The organism is Dapis purpurea BLCC-M126, from assembly GCF_050015975.1.
GTDB lineage: Bacteria > Cyanobacteriota > Cyanobacteriia > Cyanobacteriales > Microcoleaceae > Trichodesmium.
In genome coordinates this window covers 1-19051 of sequence record NZ_JBNHER010000265.1, presented here as the reverse complement: position 1 = coordinate 19051, position 19051 = coordinate 1, and the positions used below count along the sequence as shown (strand labels likewise).

Sequence of the window (19051 nt, the reverse complement as noted above, 5' to 3'; positions counted from 1 at the left end):
AATCTGGCAAATTTGTACTCTGACCAAGGGAAGTACACGGAAGCATTACCCCTATTCCAAAGGTCTCTGGCAATCAGAGAGAAGGCATTAGGAGCAGGCCATCCAGAGGTTGCCAACAGCCTCAACAATCTGGCAAATTTGTACTCTGACCAAGGGAAGTACACGGAAGCATTACCCCTATACCAAAGGTCTCTGGCAATGTTGGAGAAAGCATTAGGAGCTGACCATCGAGACGTTGCTCAAAGTCTTAACAATCTGGCAGAACTGTACCTTAGGAAAGGTAAGTATACAGAAGCTTTACCTCTGTTACAAAGGTCTCTGGTAATCCAAGAAAAAGCATTAGGAGTTGACCATCCAGAAGTTGCCATCAGCCTCAACAATCTGGCAGGACTCTACCAAGGTCAAGGGAAGTACACAGAAGCCTTACCTCTATACCAAAGGTCTCTGGCAATATTGGAGAAAACATTAGGAGCTGACCATCCTTTGGTCGCCACCAACCTCAACAACTTGGCAGAACTATACCGTGACCAAGGGAAGTACACAGAAGCCTTACCCCTATACCAAAGGTCTCTGGCAATGTTGGAGAAAGCATTAGGAGCTGACCATCCAAACGTTGCTATGAGCCTCAATAACCTGGCAGAACTGTACCATGACCAAAGGAAGTACACAGAAGCCTTACCCCTATACCAAAGGTCTCTGGCAATCACAGAGAAAGTATTAGGAGCTGACCATCCAAACGTTGCTACGAGCCTCAACAACCTAGCAGACCTGTACCATACTCAAGGCAACTATAAAGAAGCCTTCTCTCTACATCAAAGGTCTCTGGCAATCAGAGAGAAGACATTAGGAACTGACCATCCAAACGTTGCTACGAGTCTCAACAACTTAGCAGAACTGTACCATGACCAAGGGAAGTACACAGAAGCCTTATCTCTACACCAAAGGTCTCTGAGAATCAGAGAGAAAGCATTAGGAGCTGACCATCCATACGTTGCCCAAAGCCTACTTAACCTGGCAGCACTGTACCTTGCCCAAAGCAACACAACTAGTGCCATTGAATATCTCACCCAGGGAATGGAAGTAGAAGAAACCACCCTCACTACTTACCTCGCCACGGGTTCGGAAAGCCAAAAACAAGCCTCTATGAGAAAGCTTTTAGGTTCAACTTACATCACAATATCCCTACATCTCCAAGACGCACCTACAAACCAAGAAGCAGCAAACCTCGCCCTCACCACCATATTCCGGCGCAAAGGTCGCATTCTCGACTCTACCATCAACTCCCTGCAAACCATCCGCGACAACCTCACCCCAGAAAACCAAAAACTCCTCGATAACTTGGCAAGCACTCGCAGCCAACTAGCTGCCCTCATCTACAACAAACCAGAAAATCTGCCACTCCAACAATATCGCCAACAAGTAGCTATCCTCAAAGGCAAAGCAGAGAAATTAGAAGCTGACCTTTCTCTTGCTAGTGCAGCATTTGCTCAGACCACTAAACCAGTAACTATTGAAACAGTACAAAAGTTAATTCCTGCCGATGCAGCATTGGTGGAAATTATGCAATATTACCCTTACGATGCCAAAGCTAATAAATGGAAACAACCCCACTACGCAGCTTATATTCTCCACTCAACAGGCGCACCACAATGGCTAGACTTAGGATCTGTAGCACCCATCCACAAAACCATCACCGAATTTCGCGCTCAATTATCACAACCAAATAGTTCCATCCAAGAAGTTGCCCGTACCTTAGACCAACAAGTAATGGAACCCATCCGCCAAAAGTTAGACAACGCCAAACACATCCTCTTATCCCCAGACTCCCAACTTAACCTCATTCCCTTTGCTACTTTAGTCGATGAAAACAACCAATATTTAATCCAAAACTATAATATTACCTACCTCACCACCGGACGCGACTTAATCAAACTAGAAATTGACTTCCCCACCAAACAATCACCTGTATTAGTTGCCAACCCCGAATACGACACCCCAGGAAATCCCACTTCTGTTCGACTTGTTGCTAATAATAAGCGTAGTCACAAAAAACCTACTAGAGATTTAGGCAGTATTTTATTTGCTCCTGAAAACTTAACTTTTGGAGCATTACAAGGAACAAAAGCAGAAGCAGAAGCTATTGCACCAATGTTATCAGGTGTGACTCTGTTAACCGAGTCGAATGCTACAGAAAATGCGATTAAACAAGTCAATGCTCCAGAAATACTGCATATTGCTACCCACGGTTTTTTTCTGGAAGATTTAGAAGAAGTTGCACCATCTAACTTATTCGACAGGGGTGGTTTAATTGTCGAACCTGATTTTAATGCACCCAGGGTTCGAGTTGCACCAGAAAAATTAGAAAATCCATTGTTACGTTCTGGTATTGCTTTAGCAGGATTTAATCCTCGTCAAAGCGGTGATGAAGATGGAGTAATGACAGCCTTAGAAATTGCTAATTTAAGTTTAGGTGGTACAAAGTTAGTAGTATTATCTGCTTGCGATACGGGAGTAGGAGATATAAATGTCGGAGAAGGAGTTTATGGTTTGCGTCGGGCGTTATCTCTAGCAGGTAGTGAAAGTCAGGTGATTAGTTTGTGGAAGGTGGATGATTTTGGTACTAAGGAGTTAATGGTGAAATATTATCAACGGGTATTGAATAACGAGGGGCGTTCCGAAGCAATGCGACAGACGCAGTTAGAGATGTTGAGAACGGAGGGGTATGAGCATCCGTTTTATTGGGCGTCGTTTATTCCTTCGGGAGATTGGCGGGAGATGGGAATTTAGAATTGAGAATTTAGAAGTAATTCCTTAAACTATTAGCGTGTCTAGCTTAAAAATGTGGGTAAAGAGCGAGTAATCTAGAAGACCTCTCCCCCAACCCCTCTCCTGCAAGGAGAGGGAGGAAATATTCTCCCCCTTCCCTCATAGAGAAGGGGGTTGGGGGGTTAGGTTTTTGACCCACAATTTTAGCCTAGACGCTTGCTCTCCAAACCAAACCGAAATGGGATTTAGCAACCCAACCCCTACAGTTTTTTCTGATAAATCATTTGGGATTAGTATAGCTTAGGAAAGAATTAATACCAATTTTATAAATGTTTGCTACAAATGGTAGAAATAAGGAAGAAGGAAGAAGCAAGAAGCAAGAAGGGATAAACATTCAAAAAAAAAGGGAAAACGATAGATATAACTATCTAAAATGAATTGGAGCAGCTATTTTTCAGCACATCCGATCAAGAGCCACCTTTTCGTAGCATTCTTTTTTCAAAGTGGTATAATAATTCATCTACCACATTATTACTATGCACCATCATTTCATAGTTTTTTTTATGGAGGTTTAATGATGAAAATCAAGAAAATCATGGGATTTAAAAGATTATTTTTGATATTTTTTACTGCCTTAATAGGCATAATTTTTGTAGAAACAAGTACCAATTTATCGCCTTTTAAAATTACAACCAAGGTATTAGCTCAAAATGTAGAGCAGAGTAAATATCAAGCTCAACAATTAAAACAACAAGCAACTGAATTAGCTAAAAAGGGTGAACTAGAAGCTGCCAAAAAACTAATTCAACAATCCTTAAAAATTTATCAATCTATTAGCGATCGCCTTGGTAAAATAGATGCCATAAATAGTTTGGGTCAAATTGCTCATGTACAGCAAAACTATCAAGCAGCAGTTGATTATTTTGAAAACGCTTTAACTATTGCTGAGGAAATTAATAACCAGAAAATGACAGCATGGTTATTAAATAATTTAGGTTGGAGTTATGAAGCAATGGGAGAGGATAAAAGAGCTTTTACTTTCTACAAAAAAAGCTTGATTATTTCTCAAGAAATTGGTGATTTACCAACTCAAAGCCTAGTTTTAGATAACTTAGGGCGAGTCGGAAAAAAGATTACGGAAGAGATTGTTATTCAAGGTAATACTGAAGAAATAAAGGCTTTTGTTGCCCAATTAAAAAAACTGCTGGAAACTCAACAAAAAATTAATCCGGCTGTAGCCAAAGATATTTTATATGCTCTTAGTATGATATCTATGCAGAGCCAACAGTATCACCAATCCATAGATTATTGGAAACAATACTTAGAGTTATCTAAACAATTAAATACTGATACAGGGGTAGAGAAAATTCGTCGCGAAGCTGTAGGATTAGAGATATTAGGAAATCTTTATATTACCTTAATTCAAACAGAAAAAAAAGGTTATCCAGAAGCTAGAGAATATTTGCAAGAAAGTTTAGCACTTGCTCGTCAAATTAAAGACTCAAATTTAGAAGCTCAAATTTTGGCTAATTTAGGTCAAACTTATTGGTTTTCACAGACTGGTGAAATTCATCCAGAATATGGTCAGGGGATTGAATATCTAGAACAAGCTTTAACGATTGCCAAACAAAATAACAATCAAGAATTAGAAGTATCAATATTAAATAAATTAGGTTCAACCTATCAACTTTTGTTCATGTTTGGAGTAGAAGATGCTAGTTTAGCAAATTCTTATGAAAAATATCAACAAATTTTGCAAAAATCCCAAGCAACTGATAACCCAGACAAGGAAAATTTAAGTACACTGAAGAGATTAGGAATGCTTTCTTATGGTGCAGGAAAATTTGCCGAAGCAATAGATTATTATCAGCAAGCTTTAAAAATTGCCGAGAATAATCAAAATTTAGAACAAGTTAGCGATTTACTCTACCAAATTGCTATTGTTTATCAGTCTCTAGGGGATAACGAATCAAGTTTAAGATTTTATCAGCGTAGTTTATCAACCGTACAAAAAACTAATAATCCTCAGATTATAGCTCAACGTCTTATATTTGTTGGAGATATGTATTTACAACAAAAAAACTATCAAAAAGCTATTGAATCTTATCAACAAAGCTGGCAAGCTGGCGAACAAATAAAAGATAGTTTGTTAATTTCGCGAAGTCTGAGTCGTCTGGGTCAAGCTTACTATTTAACAGGTGATTATGAACGAGCCATTTCTGCTTATCAAAATGCGAATAAATCTTATCCATTTGACACTGGTTCACCTATGGCATTTCGCGGTTTAGGTGCAGTTTATCATGCTCAATCAAACTATCAAGAAGCAATCAAATATTATCAACAAGCTTGGGAAGTAAAATCACCAACTTATGAACAAGATAAATGGGAGATTCTCTTAAATATGGGAGTAGTTTTTGCTGATGCGGGTAATCTTTCTCAAGCAGAAGCAAAAATTCGGGAAGGAATTAAATTAAAAGAATCGGTTAGACGGAGATTAGGAAATAATGATGGGTTTAAAATATCTTTTTTTGATACATTTTTAGGAGCTTATGGATTTTTGCAAAAACTGTTGATTGCTCAAAATAAAAATGATGCAGCTTTAGAAGTTGCCGAACAGGGAAGAGCCAGAGCTTTTGTAGAGTTATTAGCACAAAATATTAATCCAGAAAATCAAGAAATTATTGAACCACCAAAACTAGCCCAAATACAACAAATAGCCCAACAACAAAACGCCACAATTGTCGAATATTCCCTCGTATCTAATAAAGAAATTTATATCTGGGTAATTAACCCCCAAGGAAAAATTATATTCCGCAGTCAACCCCTAAAAAATAACAGTCTAAATCTCACACAATTAGTAACAACAACCCGTCAATCTCTAGGAGTAAGAGGTAGAGGTTTAGAAGTCTCCTATGAACCATTACCTGATAGTCAATCTCACCTCAAACAACTCCATCAATTATTAATTGAACCTATCGCCGACTTATTACCAACTGACCCTCAACAAAAACTAATATTTATTCCTCAAAATAGTTTATTCTCTGTTCCTTTCCCAGCGTTAGTAGACAAAAACGGTAAATACTTAATCGAAAAACATACTATTTTAACTGCTCCATCAATTCAAGTTTTGCAACTCACCCACGAAAAACGCCAAGCAGTTTCCGGCAAAGATATATTAGTAGTAGGCAATCCCACAATGCCAAATATTACCACAGAAATAGGCAAACCACCAGAACAGTTATCATCCTTACCAGGAGCAGAAACCGAAGCTATTAAAATCGCCAAAATACTGAAAACACAACCACTTATTGGCAGTGCAGCTACTAAAAAAACTATTGCGCAACAGTTAGCAAACGCTCGGGTAATTCATTTTGCCACTCACGGTTTACTAGAATACGGCATTCCAGAAGAGTCGGGAGTCAAAGATATACCAGGTGCAATAGCTCTTGCGCCGTCAGGTAACGACAATGGTTTATTAACTTCCAGAGAAATATTCAATATGAAACTGAATGCAGAATTAGTGGTATTGAGTGCTTGCGATACAGGTAGGGGAGATATTACCGGGGATGGAGTCATAGGGTTATCTCGTTCCTTAGTAACTGCTGGAGTTCCCAGTGTTATAGTTTCTCTGTGGTCAGTACCCGATGCTCCCACTGCTGAATTGATGACCGAATTTTATCAGGAGTGGGAGAAAAGTGGGAATAAAGCGGAGGCGTTACGACAGGCGATGTTGAAAACAATGAAGTCTCATCAACATCCGAGAAATTGGGCAGCTTTTACCCTTATTGGTGAAGCTGAGTGAATTTTAAGTCAAAAGTTAAAAGTAGGGATCTTCACTTATGGTGACTACAAAACTTCTGCCTTCTGACTTAAATGTGGCCTTGCATAAGCGATCGCTTGTCCAGAAATATAATTGACTAACCGCAAGTAAATTTCATAAAACTTGTGAGTTGCTCAGAGATATAACTGAAGGTCTACAAGTTTAGGAGTTAAATCATGGCTCGCAATTCTTCATTGGCAGGTATTCTGTTTGTTATCTTTATTGCATTTTGCTTACTAAACACAATATTTTTCGGCGATTTCAAAATACATCTTCAATGTGAACAATCTTTACCGGGGGAAAGATATTGTCAGTTAACTAGAACAAAACTTTATGGAGAAGTAGAAGAAACTTTCAAACCTGGTGAATTGAAAAGAGCAATACTGGACAAAGATATTGTGTACGACGACCAAGGAGGATCTACAACATACTATAAGATCATGCTGGAAACTCAAAAGGATAAGATTCCATTTGGTATTAGAACTTCATGGATAGGAGATAAAAAGGAGAGAGTGAGTCAAATTAATGATTTTCTAGAGAATACCAATACAACTCTACTGGATATAGAAGAAGATAATCTTAAGACTTTATTTTGGAGTTTCATTATAGAGTTAATTGGAATATTATTTATGTTTGCTTTGATTCCGATTGCTCATCTATGCGGTAAGCTTTATAGAGGAATTAGAGCAAAGTTAGTTTCGATATTAAACTGGATGAATAAACAACAGCAGAAAGCTCCTTTATCTTTTGAGAAGGAAACTCAGGAATAATCAAAAAATTAACCAGAAGAAGCTTTCGGAAATTGCATGACTACTTGGTTGTCCAGAGATATAATTGAGCAATACTAATTTTAAGAGTTAATTTTATGAAAGCAATAATTAAATATTCTCTGGTGTGTGGAGCAACATTTATTAGTATCTGTGGGTTAACAGTGGGGATGGCGAAACCAGGAATTGGGGAAATTAAGCCTGCTATGGTAGCGCAACAGTCTGGGGAAGTTCACAAAGCAAAGCAGCTTCTTGAACAGGCAAAACATTTGTCACCATGGAATAATGAGGCTATTTCTTTAGCAGAACGTGCTTTGGTCATTTTAGAAAATGCTGGTGCTTCTGAAACCACTGATACTGCCGAAGTTCTTCATTTTTTAGGTAAATTACACTCTTACCTCCTAGGAAATTTCAAGGAAGCAGAACCCTTTTTGGAGCGTGCCTTGGTTATCAGAGAGAAAACTTTGGGGGCTGACCATCCTGAAGTAGCAGAAACTCTCCAATATTTGGCAGCAACATACGGTAACCTGGGAAAATACACCGAAGCCGAAACCTTGCATCGGCGTGCCTTGGGTATCAGAGAAAAAGCCCTAGGTACTGACCATCCCAAAGTAGGAGAAAGCCTTAAATACTTGGGAGTTTTATTCTATTCTCAAGGAAGGCTCGCTGAAGCCAAACCTTTTTTCCAACGTGCTTTAGTTATTGGTGCTGAGGATAGTGTGGATACCGAGTATACCAATCTCGGATTCTTAGCCTTTGCCAACTCTGGAATGAAAGGCAGAACAAAACCTCCTGAAGCACTTTTACGGTGGGAATTGGCTATCACAGAGGAAGCTTTAGGTGCTGACCATCCCTCGGTAGCAAATATCCTAAATCACTTGGCAGAAATATACCGTCAGCAAGATGGAAGGAATACACAAGAGGCATCTGAATCTCTTCGCCAAAATGCCTTAACTATCACAGAGAAAGAATTGCAACAAGATTTGGCTATTAAAGAGAAAACTTTGGGTACTGACCATCCTGATGTGGCAGATAGCCTATATAAACTTGCAGAAGTGTATCGCGATCGAGGCAAGTCCAGCGAAGCCGAACCACTTTACCAACTTGCTTTAGCCATCTATGAAAAAGTATATGGTACTAACGATATCCCCATCCCCTTTGCTAGGATTAGAAACTTGGCATATTTATATAGGAGACAAAAAAAGTATAACGATAACGCAGTCGAGCTACTTTACCAACGTGCTTTAGCCATCTATGAAAAAGTATATGGTGCTAACGATATCCGCTGCGCTAAAATCATTGGAGACTTGGCATCTTTATATGGGAGACAAAAAAAGTATAATGAAGCTGAAAAACTTTATAAACGCACCTTAGTTATCTATGAGAAAAAATATGGTATTAATCATCCTCATGTAGTCAACCCTCTTATGAGTTTGGCAAGTTTCTATGACAGACAAGAAAAGTACAACAAAGCCGTACCATTCTACAAACGTGCTTTAGTTATCTATGATAAAGAACGTAGTTCTAATAATGTTTCTTTGGTTACTCAATTTAATACCTCTGCAAGAAACCTTTATCACCGAAAAAAATACACAGAAGCTGAAGCACTTTTTAAACGTAACTTAGCTATTGTAGAGAAAGCCTTAGGGGCTAACCATCTCCAAGTTGCTAATAACCTCAATTATTTGGCAACATTCTACTATAATCAAGGAAAATATAGTGAAAGTGAAGTCCCTTGGCAGCGAGCTTTGGCTATCAAAGAAAAAGCCTTGGGAGCCAAACATCCTGATGTCGCTACTATCCTGAATAATTTAGCAACACTCTACCAAGCTCAAGATAATACAGCTCGTGCCATTGAATTTCTTACTCATGGAATGGAAGTCGAAGAAGCCAACCTTACTACTTCTCTCGCTAAAGGTTCGGAAACAGACAAACAAAAATATATGAGAAAATTTTCAAGCATAACTAATAACATAATATCTTTACATCTCCAAGAAACTCCTAATAATCGAAAAGTAGCTAATCTTGCTCTCACCAGTATTCTCCGGCGCAAAGGTCGCATTCTTGAGTCTACGACTGATTCCCTCCACAGCATCCGTCAAAACCTCACCCCAAAAAATCAAAAACTCCTCGACAACCTTGCTAATACTCGCAGCCAACTAGCTGCCTTAATCTACAATCAACCAGAAGTTCCGCTGGTACAATATCACTTACAAGTTTCTACCCTTAGAGATAGAGCAGAAGAGCTAGAGGATGGACTCTCCCGCGCTAGTGCAGCATTCAGTAAAACTTCTCAACCAATAACTATTGAAAAAATACAAAAGTTAATTCCACCTAATACAGCATTGGTGGAAATAGTCAAGTATAGACATTGGAATGCCAAACACAAAAATAACCGTAATTCGAGTTACTGGGTAGACCGTATTTCTGGTCGCGTAGGAAGAAACCACTATGCAGCCTACATCCTCCATTCTAGAGGGACGCCTCAATGGGTAGACTTAGGAGAAGCAGAACCCATCGACAAAGCAGTAGCCGAATTTCGCTATACCTTATCCAGACCAGACACATCTCCCAAACAAATTGCCCGTACCTTAGACAAACAGGTGATGGAACCCATCCGCAAAAAATTAGGTAGCGCCAAACATATCCTCCTCTCCCCAGACTCTAAACTCAATCTCATTCCCTTTGCTGCTCTCGTGGATCAAAAAAACCAATACCTCATCGAAAACTATACCATCACCTACCTTACCACCGGACGCGACTTAATCCGATTTGACCTCGACTTGCCCAGCAAACAACCACCAGTATTAGTTGCCAACCCCGAATATGACAACCCAGGAAATCCCACTTCTACTCAAATTGTCGCCAGTAACAACCGCAGCAACAATAAACGACCTATAAACTTAGCTAGTCTGAAAATGGCAGCATTACCAGGAACTAAAGCAGAAGCAGAAGCTATTGCACCAATGTTATCAGATGTGACTCTGTTAACTGAGTCTAATGCGACAGAAAATGCTATTAAACAAGTCAATGCACCGGAAATACTCCATATTGCTACCCACGGCTTCTTTCTTGAAGATTTAGAAGAAGTTATACCACCTACTTTAAGCCGTGGTTTGATAGTAGAACCTGATTTTTCTACTCCCATCGCCCAACCTATTCCCCAAAATTTAGAAAATCCACTGTTACGTTCGGGTATTGCTTTAGCAGGGTTTAATCCTCGTCAAAGCGGTAATGAAGATGGAGTAATGACTGCATTAGAAATTGCTAACTTGAAATTAGGGGGTACAAAGTTAGTAGTATTATCTGCTTGTGAGACGGGAGTGGGAGATGTGAATGTAGGAGAAGGAGTTTATGGTTTGCGTCGGGCGTTAGCTATTGCGGGTAGTGAAAGTCAGGTAATTAGTTTGTGGAAGGTGGATGATTTTGGTACTAAGGAGTTAATGGTGAAATATTATCAACGGGTATTGAATAACGAGGGGCGTTCCGAAGCAATGCGACAGACGCAGTTAGAGATGTTGAGAACGGAGGGGTATAAGCATCCTTATTATTGGGCGTCGTTTATTCCGTCTGGAGATTGGCGAGAGATGGGAATTGAGAATTGAGAATTGAGAATTCAGAAGTAATCTCTGACTAACGATGCCCTAAAACTTTTTTGTAGTTCTATAAACAGCAACTTGTCATTGCGAGGGGGGTGGTAAAGAATTAAGTCCTTGGTTTGCCCGTTCTACCCCCCGTGGCAATCTTCTGAAACAGAGATTGCTTCGGCTAGCATTAACGATTTTCCCAAAAGTTTAACTTGTTTACCGTCGCCTCGCAATGACAATTTCTGAATTTAGAATGGAGAATTTAGAATTTAGAAGTAATTCCTGAGTAAGTTTGAGCATTTTTTATAGATGTTTTAACCTATTGTGCGATCAATAGCAACTTGTCATTGCGAGGGGGGATGGGAAAGAATTAAGTTCTTGGTTTTGCCATTATACCCCCCGTGGCAATCTCCTGAAATAGAGATTGCTTCGGCTAGCATTAACGGTTTTCCCAAAAGTTTAACTTGTTTACCTTCGCCTCGCAATAACGTTAGTGGATGTTGCAAATGTACCTGTATCCAAGTCTGGTTAAGCTGGTAATCGTCATTGCGAGGGGGGATGGGAAAGATAATGGTTATTGGTTTTGTCGTTATGCCCCCGTGGCAATCTCCTGAAATAGAGATTGCTTCGGCTAGTATTAACGATTTTCCCAAAGGTTTAACTTGTTTACTGTCGCCTCACAATGACAATATCTGAATTCTAACTTCTGACTTCTGACTTCTGACTTCTAACTTCTAATTTCGCTACCTCAAACCGAGTCTTCAAAACAGAATCAGGATTCAAACTAATCGAATCAATTCCCAATTCTACCAACATTTGGGCAAACTCAGGATAGTCGCTTGGTGCCTGACCACAAATGCCAATCTTACGCCCGCATTCGTGAGCAATAGTAATCGCAATTTGGATCATCCGGCGGACAGCATCATGGCGTTCATCAAAAACATCTGCCACCAATGCTGAATCTCGATCTAAACCCAATACCAACTGAGTCAAATCATTTGACCCAATAGAAAACCCATCAAAGACCTGAGCAAACTGTTCCACCAAAATCACATTACTGGGTAACTCACACATCACATAAACCTGCAAACCATTCTTACCCCTTTCCAAACCATACTTAGCCATCTCGGCTAATACCTTCTCCCCTTCCTGGGGTGTGCGACAAAATGGAATCATCGGAATCACATTTGCTAATCCCATTTCATCTCTTACTCGCTTCAGTGCCAGACATTCTAAACCGAAAGCTGACTGATATTTAGGATGATAATAACGAGATGCACCACGCCAACCAATCATTGGGTTTTCTTCATCTGGTTCAAACTGTTTTCCACCCAATAAGTTAGCATATTCATTACTCTTAAAATCACTCATTCGCACAATGACGGGTTTCGGATAAAAAGCAGCAGCGATTGCTCCCATACCATAAGCTAGGCGATCAATAAAGAAATCTGCCTTACGTTCATATCCCAAGGTTAATTCAGCAATTTTTGCCTTTTCCACCTCATCCGCTACTTCGTCAAAATTCAGCAATGCCAAAGGATGCACTCCTATATGATTAGCAATCACAAATTCCAACCGTGCTAAACCCACACCATCAGCAGGAATTGCCGATAACCGAAAAGCTTCCTCTGGGTTGCCCACATTCATCAAAATGCGGGTGCGAGTTTCGGGTAGATCCTCCAATACTGTTTCTACATCCTCAAACTGGAGCAAACCTTCATAAACCATACCCACTTCTCCTTCAGCGCAGGAGACAGTAACCGCTTGACCATCCTCCAATAGTTCAGTTGCATTTTCACAACCGACAATAGCCGGAATACCCATCTCCCGCGCAATAATAGCAGCATGACAAGTACGACCACCTTGGTTAGTAACTATGGCACTAGCTTTTTTCATAATAGGTTCCCAGTCTGGGTCAGTTTTGTTAGTTACTAACACCTCCCCTGGTTGAAACTGGTCAATTTTATCTGTATCCAGAATCACGCGCACATTACCTTTGTTAATAGCTTGCCCTACAGCACGACCTGTTACTAATACTTTTCCCTTCTTCTGCAAGTGATAAGTATGCAGCATATTACTAGATTTTTGAGATTGTACTGTTTCTGGTCGAGCTTGTACTATATATAAACTATCAGTTAAGCCATCTTTTGCCCACTCAATATCCATGGGGGTGTAACTACCGCGCACCTGTGAATAGTGGTCTTCAATCATTATTGCCCACTGGGCAAGTTGCAGAATTTCATCATCAGTCAGGGCAAACTGTTGTTGCTTTCGTTCTGGCACAGGTACGTTTTTCGTAGAGTTACCGCCATCGTAAACCATTTTGACAGCTTTGGTGCCGAGGCGTTTGTTGAGAATAGTACGGAAACCTTCCCGAAGCGTTGGTTTAAATACTAGGTATTCGTCAGGGTTTACTGCACCTTGGACGACATTTTCCCCTAAACCGTAAGCTGCTGTAACTAGGGCGGCATTTTTAAACCCAGTTTCAGTGTCGATGGAAAACATTACGCCGGAAGTAGCTAAGTCAGAACGGATCATTTTTTGAATGCCAACTGAGAGGGCAACATCAAAGTGGTCAAAACCTTTGATAGTACGGTAGGATATGGCACGGTCTGTGAATATTGAGGCAAAACATTTATGTGCTGCTTTGAGTACACTTTTAATTCCGTGAATATTAAGGTATGTTTCTTGTTGCCCGGCAAAACTAGCATCGGGCAGATCTTCAGCCGTCGCACTGGAACGCACCGCAACGTCTGTTTCTTCACCGTAGAGGTAGCATAGGGTTTCGTAGCTGATGGCGATCGCTCGTTCTAGTTCTGGTGGAAAGGGTGTATTCATTATTAATGCCCGCGCTTTTTTACCCTGTTGTTGCAAATTTTTGATATCTTCAACGTCAAGGTCAGCGAATAGTTGGCGCAGTTTTGTCTCTAAACCTGCTGTTTCGATGAAGTAACGGTAAGCATAAGCAGTGGTGGCAAAACCGTTAGGAATGTTGATACCTTTGGGGGTAAGTTGTTGGATCATTTCCCCCAGGGAAGCGTTTTTACCTCCTACTAATGGGATGTCATTAATTCCAACTTCATCAAACCATAATATTAAAGATTTTTCTTTAGCAGAGGCAGTCCTTTGTTGAATTGCTAATACGTTTGTCATTGCTTTAATTTCTCCTACAATTAAGCTGTTTCATCGCGGTACAGCTTTGAGATAATTTTTGTCACAATTTTGTGTTTCAGGCAAACCTACATTTTTTTTGTTTTTTAGACCCTTTTTGTTAATTGTAATTAATCAAAATAATATTGATCCCTAATAATTATTAGTTATTTTTTCGCTTTTTATAATCCATATTTTTTATCAAAATTATTTTATTAAAAGTTTTTTTGTCCTATTTATATATTAATTATTATTCAGGAAAGCGACAACTTTTCTCAGATATACGCCTTAGTTACCAAAAGTAAAAAAATAAGGTCAGGAGTAACTTAGAGGTACTTATTACAAAAAGTTAAGCAATCTAAAAATGTGAAAAAAGGGGTTTTTGTTGTGACTAATCTGAGGTAAAAAATTACTGAAAGCTAGAATCAATTGGAGAATCAACAAAATATAGTGGGAAACAAAACGATGGTTGACACCTTTTTTGTAATCTAAACTATAGTTACCCAATAAATTGAAATTTCTTTGTGGGATTTTACCAGGATAAATAGTATAATAATAACTAAATATATCTGTAAAAATTAGGAGAGGTGTAAATTTACGGAGGTACATGAAGCAAAAAAAGAAAAAAGTAGATAATAGGAACTATTTTTTCTCCTACTGCTAGTTCTTAAATATTATTGATCGGGCTTTGAGCCGAACTTATTATTTATACTGTATTTTAATTAATAAATAATGAATAATCATTCTATTCAAACTGAAAAACTTAACTTTTGGACAAAATTAGCTTATGGTGCTGGAGATTTAGGTCCAGCTATTTGTGCTAATGTTCAAGTATTTTTCTTGCTATATTTCTTTACTAATGTTGCTGGTTTACCTGCTAGTTTAGCAGGTAGTATTTTGATGATTGGGAAAATTTCTGATGCTGTTAATGACCCAATAATTGGAGTAATGAGCGATCGCACTGTTCATCCTTGGGGTAGACGTTATCCTTGGATGATTTTTGGTGCTCTTCCTTTTGGTCTTTTATTTTTTTTACAGTGGATAGTTCCTGCTACCAATCCATCAGTTTTATTTTGGTATTATGTGGTAATTGCTGTTTTGTTTAATCTTGCTTATACTATTGTTAATTTGCCCTACGCTGCTCTAACTCCAGAACTAACACAAGATTACAATGAACGTACAAGTTTAAATAGTTTTAGGTTTGCATTTTCTATTGGTGGTAGTATTCTTTCTTTGGTTATTGCTCAACAAATTTTTTCTATTTTCAAAGATAATCCTATTCAACAATATTTAGTGTTAGGTATAGTCTGTGCCATAATTGCTGTTTTACCTATATATTGGTGTTTTTTTGGTACTCGCGAACGCACACTTTCTCATCAGACAGAACAGGAAGAAGATAATAATACTAATTTACCAATTGTTGAACAAATTCGTATAGCTTTTAGTAATGGTCCGTTTTTATTTGTCATCGGAATTTATCTGTGTTCTTGGTTGGGAGTACAATTAACAGCTTCAATTTTGCCTTACTTTGTAGTTGACTGGATGCAGCTACCAACAGCGAGTTTTCCCAATGTGGCGATCGCTGTTCAAGGTACTGCTTTAATCATGTTATTTGTCTGGAGTTTTATTAGTAAAAAGATAGGTAAAAAAGCAGTTTATTTTATGGGTGTTTGTTTATGGATAATTGCTCAAGGTGGATTATTTTTCATCCAACCAGGACAAGTTGGTTTAATGTATTTTTTGGCAGTAATAGCAGGTTTTGGAGTATCAACTGCTTATTTAGTTCCTTGGTCAATGATACCAGATGTTATTGATTTAGATGAATTAAATACAGGCCAAAGAAGGGAAGGGATTTTTTATTCTTTCATGGTTTTTTTGCAAAAGGTAGGATTAGCTATTGGTTTGTTTTTGGTAGGAATAGCTTTAGATATTGCTGGATTTATTGAAACTATTCCTGGGGAAGCTCCACCTATTCAACCAGAGTCAGCACTTTTAGCGGTTCGGGTGGCGATCGGTCCTTTACCTACTATATTTTTAATAGTTGGATTATTGTTGGCTTATTTATATCCTATTACCCAGGAAGTACATGACGAAATATTGTTGAAGTTGCGGGAGAGAAAACAAGAAATAGGTGAGAGTTGAATAAATGTCTAAGTTGAATATGAAATAAACAATTTCATCTCCCTATTTCCTATTCCCTGACTTCTGCAAGAAGTCTATTTAATTTTATAAAAATTATGCGGCCTATTTTTATCCTAATCACAATTTTCACTGCTATATTTTCCCTAGTAAGTTATCTAGGACAATTTCACCAAATATTTGAACTAACTTCTCATTTCAAATTGCAATATTTGATAATTGCTTGCTGCACCCTATTTTTCTGGATAATAACTCGCAAAAAATTATGGACTTTTGTGAGTTTAGGCTGCATTTTGCTGAATTTATTGGTGATAGTTCCTTGGTATTTACCATCATCACAAATAATTGCTGGAGACGAGGTAAATAAAATTAGAATTTTACAGTTAAATTTGTTTAACAGAAATCAGCAATATGATAGAGCGATCGCTTTAGTTAAAAAAGAAAATCCTGATATCGCAGTTTTCCAAGAAGTTAGTGAAAAATGGGCGGAAGAATTAAAGATTTTACGCCAGAGTTATCCTTATGTTTTTTATAACCAAGATAACCGCATATTTGGCAAACGCAAATTTGGCAAATCAATTTACAGTAAAATTCCCCTAGAAAACCAAAATATAAAAATTATATCTAAGTCTTATCAAAGAACAGCTCTAGTTACTCAGTTAAAAGTTCCTGGAAAACCTATTTTCTTAATCGTAACTCATCTGGCAATTCCTATTACAAAAGTTAGTTTTCAGGAGCGAAATCAAGAATTTGCAGTCTTAGCAGATTATGTCTCAAAACTTCAATCTCCGGTAATAGTAGTTGGAGATTTTAATACCAGTTTATGGTCGCCTTATTATCAACAATTTGTTGAGAAAACAGGATTAATAAATGGGCGACATGGGTTTGGTATTCAACCATCTTGGCCAACATTTTTGCCACTATTTTATATGCCTATTGACCATTGTTTACTAAGTTCTGAATTTCAAGTTTTAAATAGTCGTATTGGTAAAAATGTAGGTTCGGATCATTTACCATTAATTACAGATGTTGCTATTTCTCAAAAAGCTGAATTTAGTTAAATATTTATAGGTAAGTTTATGCTCATAAATTACTGAAAAATATCATTCCTGTTATCAGTTAACAGCAGGCAAAATTAAAAACAAGATAGAAAACTGATGGATGAAATAATCAAGAAAATTATTACTTTAGGAATACCAGGATTATATCTATGGATGATGAAAAGTGGTATTGGGAGAGCTTTTCTCAAGCTAAATATATTTTTTGGCGCTTATGTAACTGTCTTAATAGTAATATTTTTAGGATTAGCTGCTTACTATTTTAGTGAAGTATTTATTGATGGTTTACTTCTACGATATTATCAAAAACGATTCCAGTCAGAGTCAGCAGAAAAGTTAATAAATGAAATTGATAAATTGCCAATTTCTCTACCTTTAAAAATACAGCTAAAATGGTCAATTCTCCATCATCCTATTCACAAGGGAATTAATTTGAGAAAAATCCCGCGCCGTGGTTTTCTCCTCATCACAATTTTTACTACTATATTTTCTCTAACGGGTTATCTAGGACAATTTCACCAAATATTTGAACTAACTTCTCATTTCAAATTGCAATATTTGATAATTGCTTGCTGCACCCTATTTTTCTGGATAATAACTCGCAAAAAATTATGGACTTTTGTGAGTTTAGGCTGCATTTTGTTGAACTTATTGGTGATAGTTCCTTGGTATTTACCATCATCACAAATAATTGTTGGAGATGAGGTAAATAAAATTAGAATTTTACAGTTAAATCTGTTTATTAATAATCAGCAATATAATCGAGCGATCGCTTTAGTTAAAAAAGAAAATCCCGATATCGCAGTTTTCCAAGAAGTTAGTGAAAAATGGGCGGAAGAATTAAAGGTTTTACGCCAGAGTTATCCTTATGTTTTTCATCACCACAATAAACGCTTATTTGGCAAACGCTTATTTGGCAAATCAATTTACAGTAAAATTCCCCTAGAAAACCAAAATATAAAAATTATATCTAAGTCTTATCAAAGAACAGCTCTAGTTACTCAGTTAAAAGTTCCTGGAAAACCTATTTTCTTAATCGTAACTCATCTGGCAATTCCTATTACAAGAGTTAGTTTTCAGGTGCGAAATCAAGAATTCGCAGTCTTAGCAGATTATGTCTCAAAACTTCAATCTCCGGTAATAGTAGTTGGGGATTTTAACACCAGTATATGGTCGCCTTATTATCATAAGTTTGTTCAGAAAACAGGATTAAGAAATGGGCGAAACGGGTTTGGTATTCAACCATCTTGGCCTACAAATTTGCCACTATTTTATATTCCTATTGACCATTGTTTAGTAAGTCCTGAATTTCAAGTTTTAAATAGTCGTATTGGTGAAAATGTAGGTTCCGATCATTTACCATTAATTACAGATGTGGCTATTTCTCAAAAAGCTGAATCTAGTTAAATATTTATAGGTAAATTTATGCTCATATAGGAGAAAAACCGACAATTCCGCTACGAAAAGATGCAGTAATTTGGCAACATGGCAACTTTCATTAATTGATAATTGATAATGGATAATTGATAATTACCTCTGGTTAAAACCGTTACGGAATTGAAGATTGGGAAATATCATTTCTTTTCTCTTGGTCGATTGGATATGCCGAGGAAACCTCGCCATCCCATCCTAACGGACTGCTCCGCTTTCCGATCGCTCTCTTGGTCGATTGGATATGCCGTTCGCGTAGCGTCCCGGAGGGAACGGAGACCTCGCCATCCCATCCTTCGGAATGCTCCGCAAACGACCGCTCTCTTGGTTGAT

The 19051-nt window shown here is 38.0% G+C and carries 9 protein-coding genes; 7 read left to right on the top strand and 2 right to left on the bottom strand.

The genetic code is table 11. The features are described from left to right. From ACP6PL_RS24395 to ACP6PL_RS24380, 4 genes are all read left to right on the top strand, one after another. The coding region (locus ACP6PL_RS24395) for a CHAT domain-containing protein (protein WP_426547920.1) at positions 1-2787 on the top strand (2787 nt) is incomplete at its 5' end. Between the two features lie 553 nt (positions 2788-3340). Then, the gene (locus ACP6PL_RS24390; RefSeq protein WP_426547919.1) at positions 3341-6568 is read left to right on the top strand and encodes a CHAT domain-containing protein; all 3228 of its coding nucleotides are present in this window, start codon (positions 3341-3343) and stop codon (positions 6566-6568) included. A 194-nt stretch (positions 6569-6762) separates the two neighbouring features. After that, positions 6763-7356 (top strand): hypothetical protein, encoded by a 594-nt coding sequence (locus ACP6PL_RS24385; RefSeq protein ID WP_426547918.1) that lies wholly within the window; start codon positions 6763-6765, stop codon positions 7354-7356. A 95-nt stretch (positions 7357-7451) separates the two neighbouring features. After that, on the top strand, positions 7452-10958 hold the full coding sequence (locus tag ACP6PL_RS24380; RefSeq protein ID WP_426547917.1) for a tetratricopeptide repeat protein: 3507 nt from the start codon (positions 7452-7454) through the stop codon (positions 10956-10958). Positions 10959-11639: 681 nt separating this feature from the next. Here the strand turns inward: ACP6PL_RS24380 and ppsA are convergent. Next, positions 11640-14093: a phosphoenolpyruvate synthase gene (ppsA, locus tag ACP6PL_RS24375; protein WP_426547915.1), complete on the bottom strand. Its 2454-nt coding sequence runs from the start codon at positions 14091-14093 to the stop codon at positions 11640-11642. A 729-nt stretch (positions 14094-14822) separates the two neighbouring features. Between ppsA and ACP6PL_RS24370 the strand changes: the two genes are divergently transcribed. The 3 genes from ACP6PL_RS24370 (at position 14823) to ACP6PL_RS24360 (ending at position 18694) form a co-directional block, all read left to right on the top strand. Beyond that, complete coding sequence (locus ACP6PL_RS24370; protein WP_426547913.1) at positions 14823-16232, top strand: MFS transporter; 1410 nt, start codon at positions 14823-14825, stop codon at positions 16230-16232. A 95-nt stretch (positions 16233-16327) separates the two neighbouring features. Continuing rightward, positions 16328-17290 (top strand): endonuclease/exonuclease/phosphatase family protein, encoded by a 963-nt coding sequence (locus ACP6PL_RS24365; RefSeq protein ID WP_426547912.1) that lies wholly within the window; start codon positions 16328-16330, stop codon positions 17288-17290. A 96-nt stretch (positions 17291-17386) separates the two neighbouring features. After that, on the top strand, positions 17387-18694 hold the full coding sequence (locus tag ACP6PL_RS24360; RefSeq protein ID WP_426547910.1) for an endonuclease/exonuclease/phosphatase family protein: 1308 nt from the start codon (positions 17387-17389) through the stop codon (positions 18692-18694). A gap of 167 nt (positions 18695-18861) precedes the next feature. On the opposite strand, the gene ACP6PL_RS24355 is transcribed toward ACP6PL_RS24360, so the two are convergent. Then, positions 18862-19051, bottom strand: a 190-nt coding sequence (locus ACP6PL_RS24355) for a hypothetical protein (protein WP_426547908.1), incomplete at its 5' end; no start/stop codon positions are given.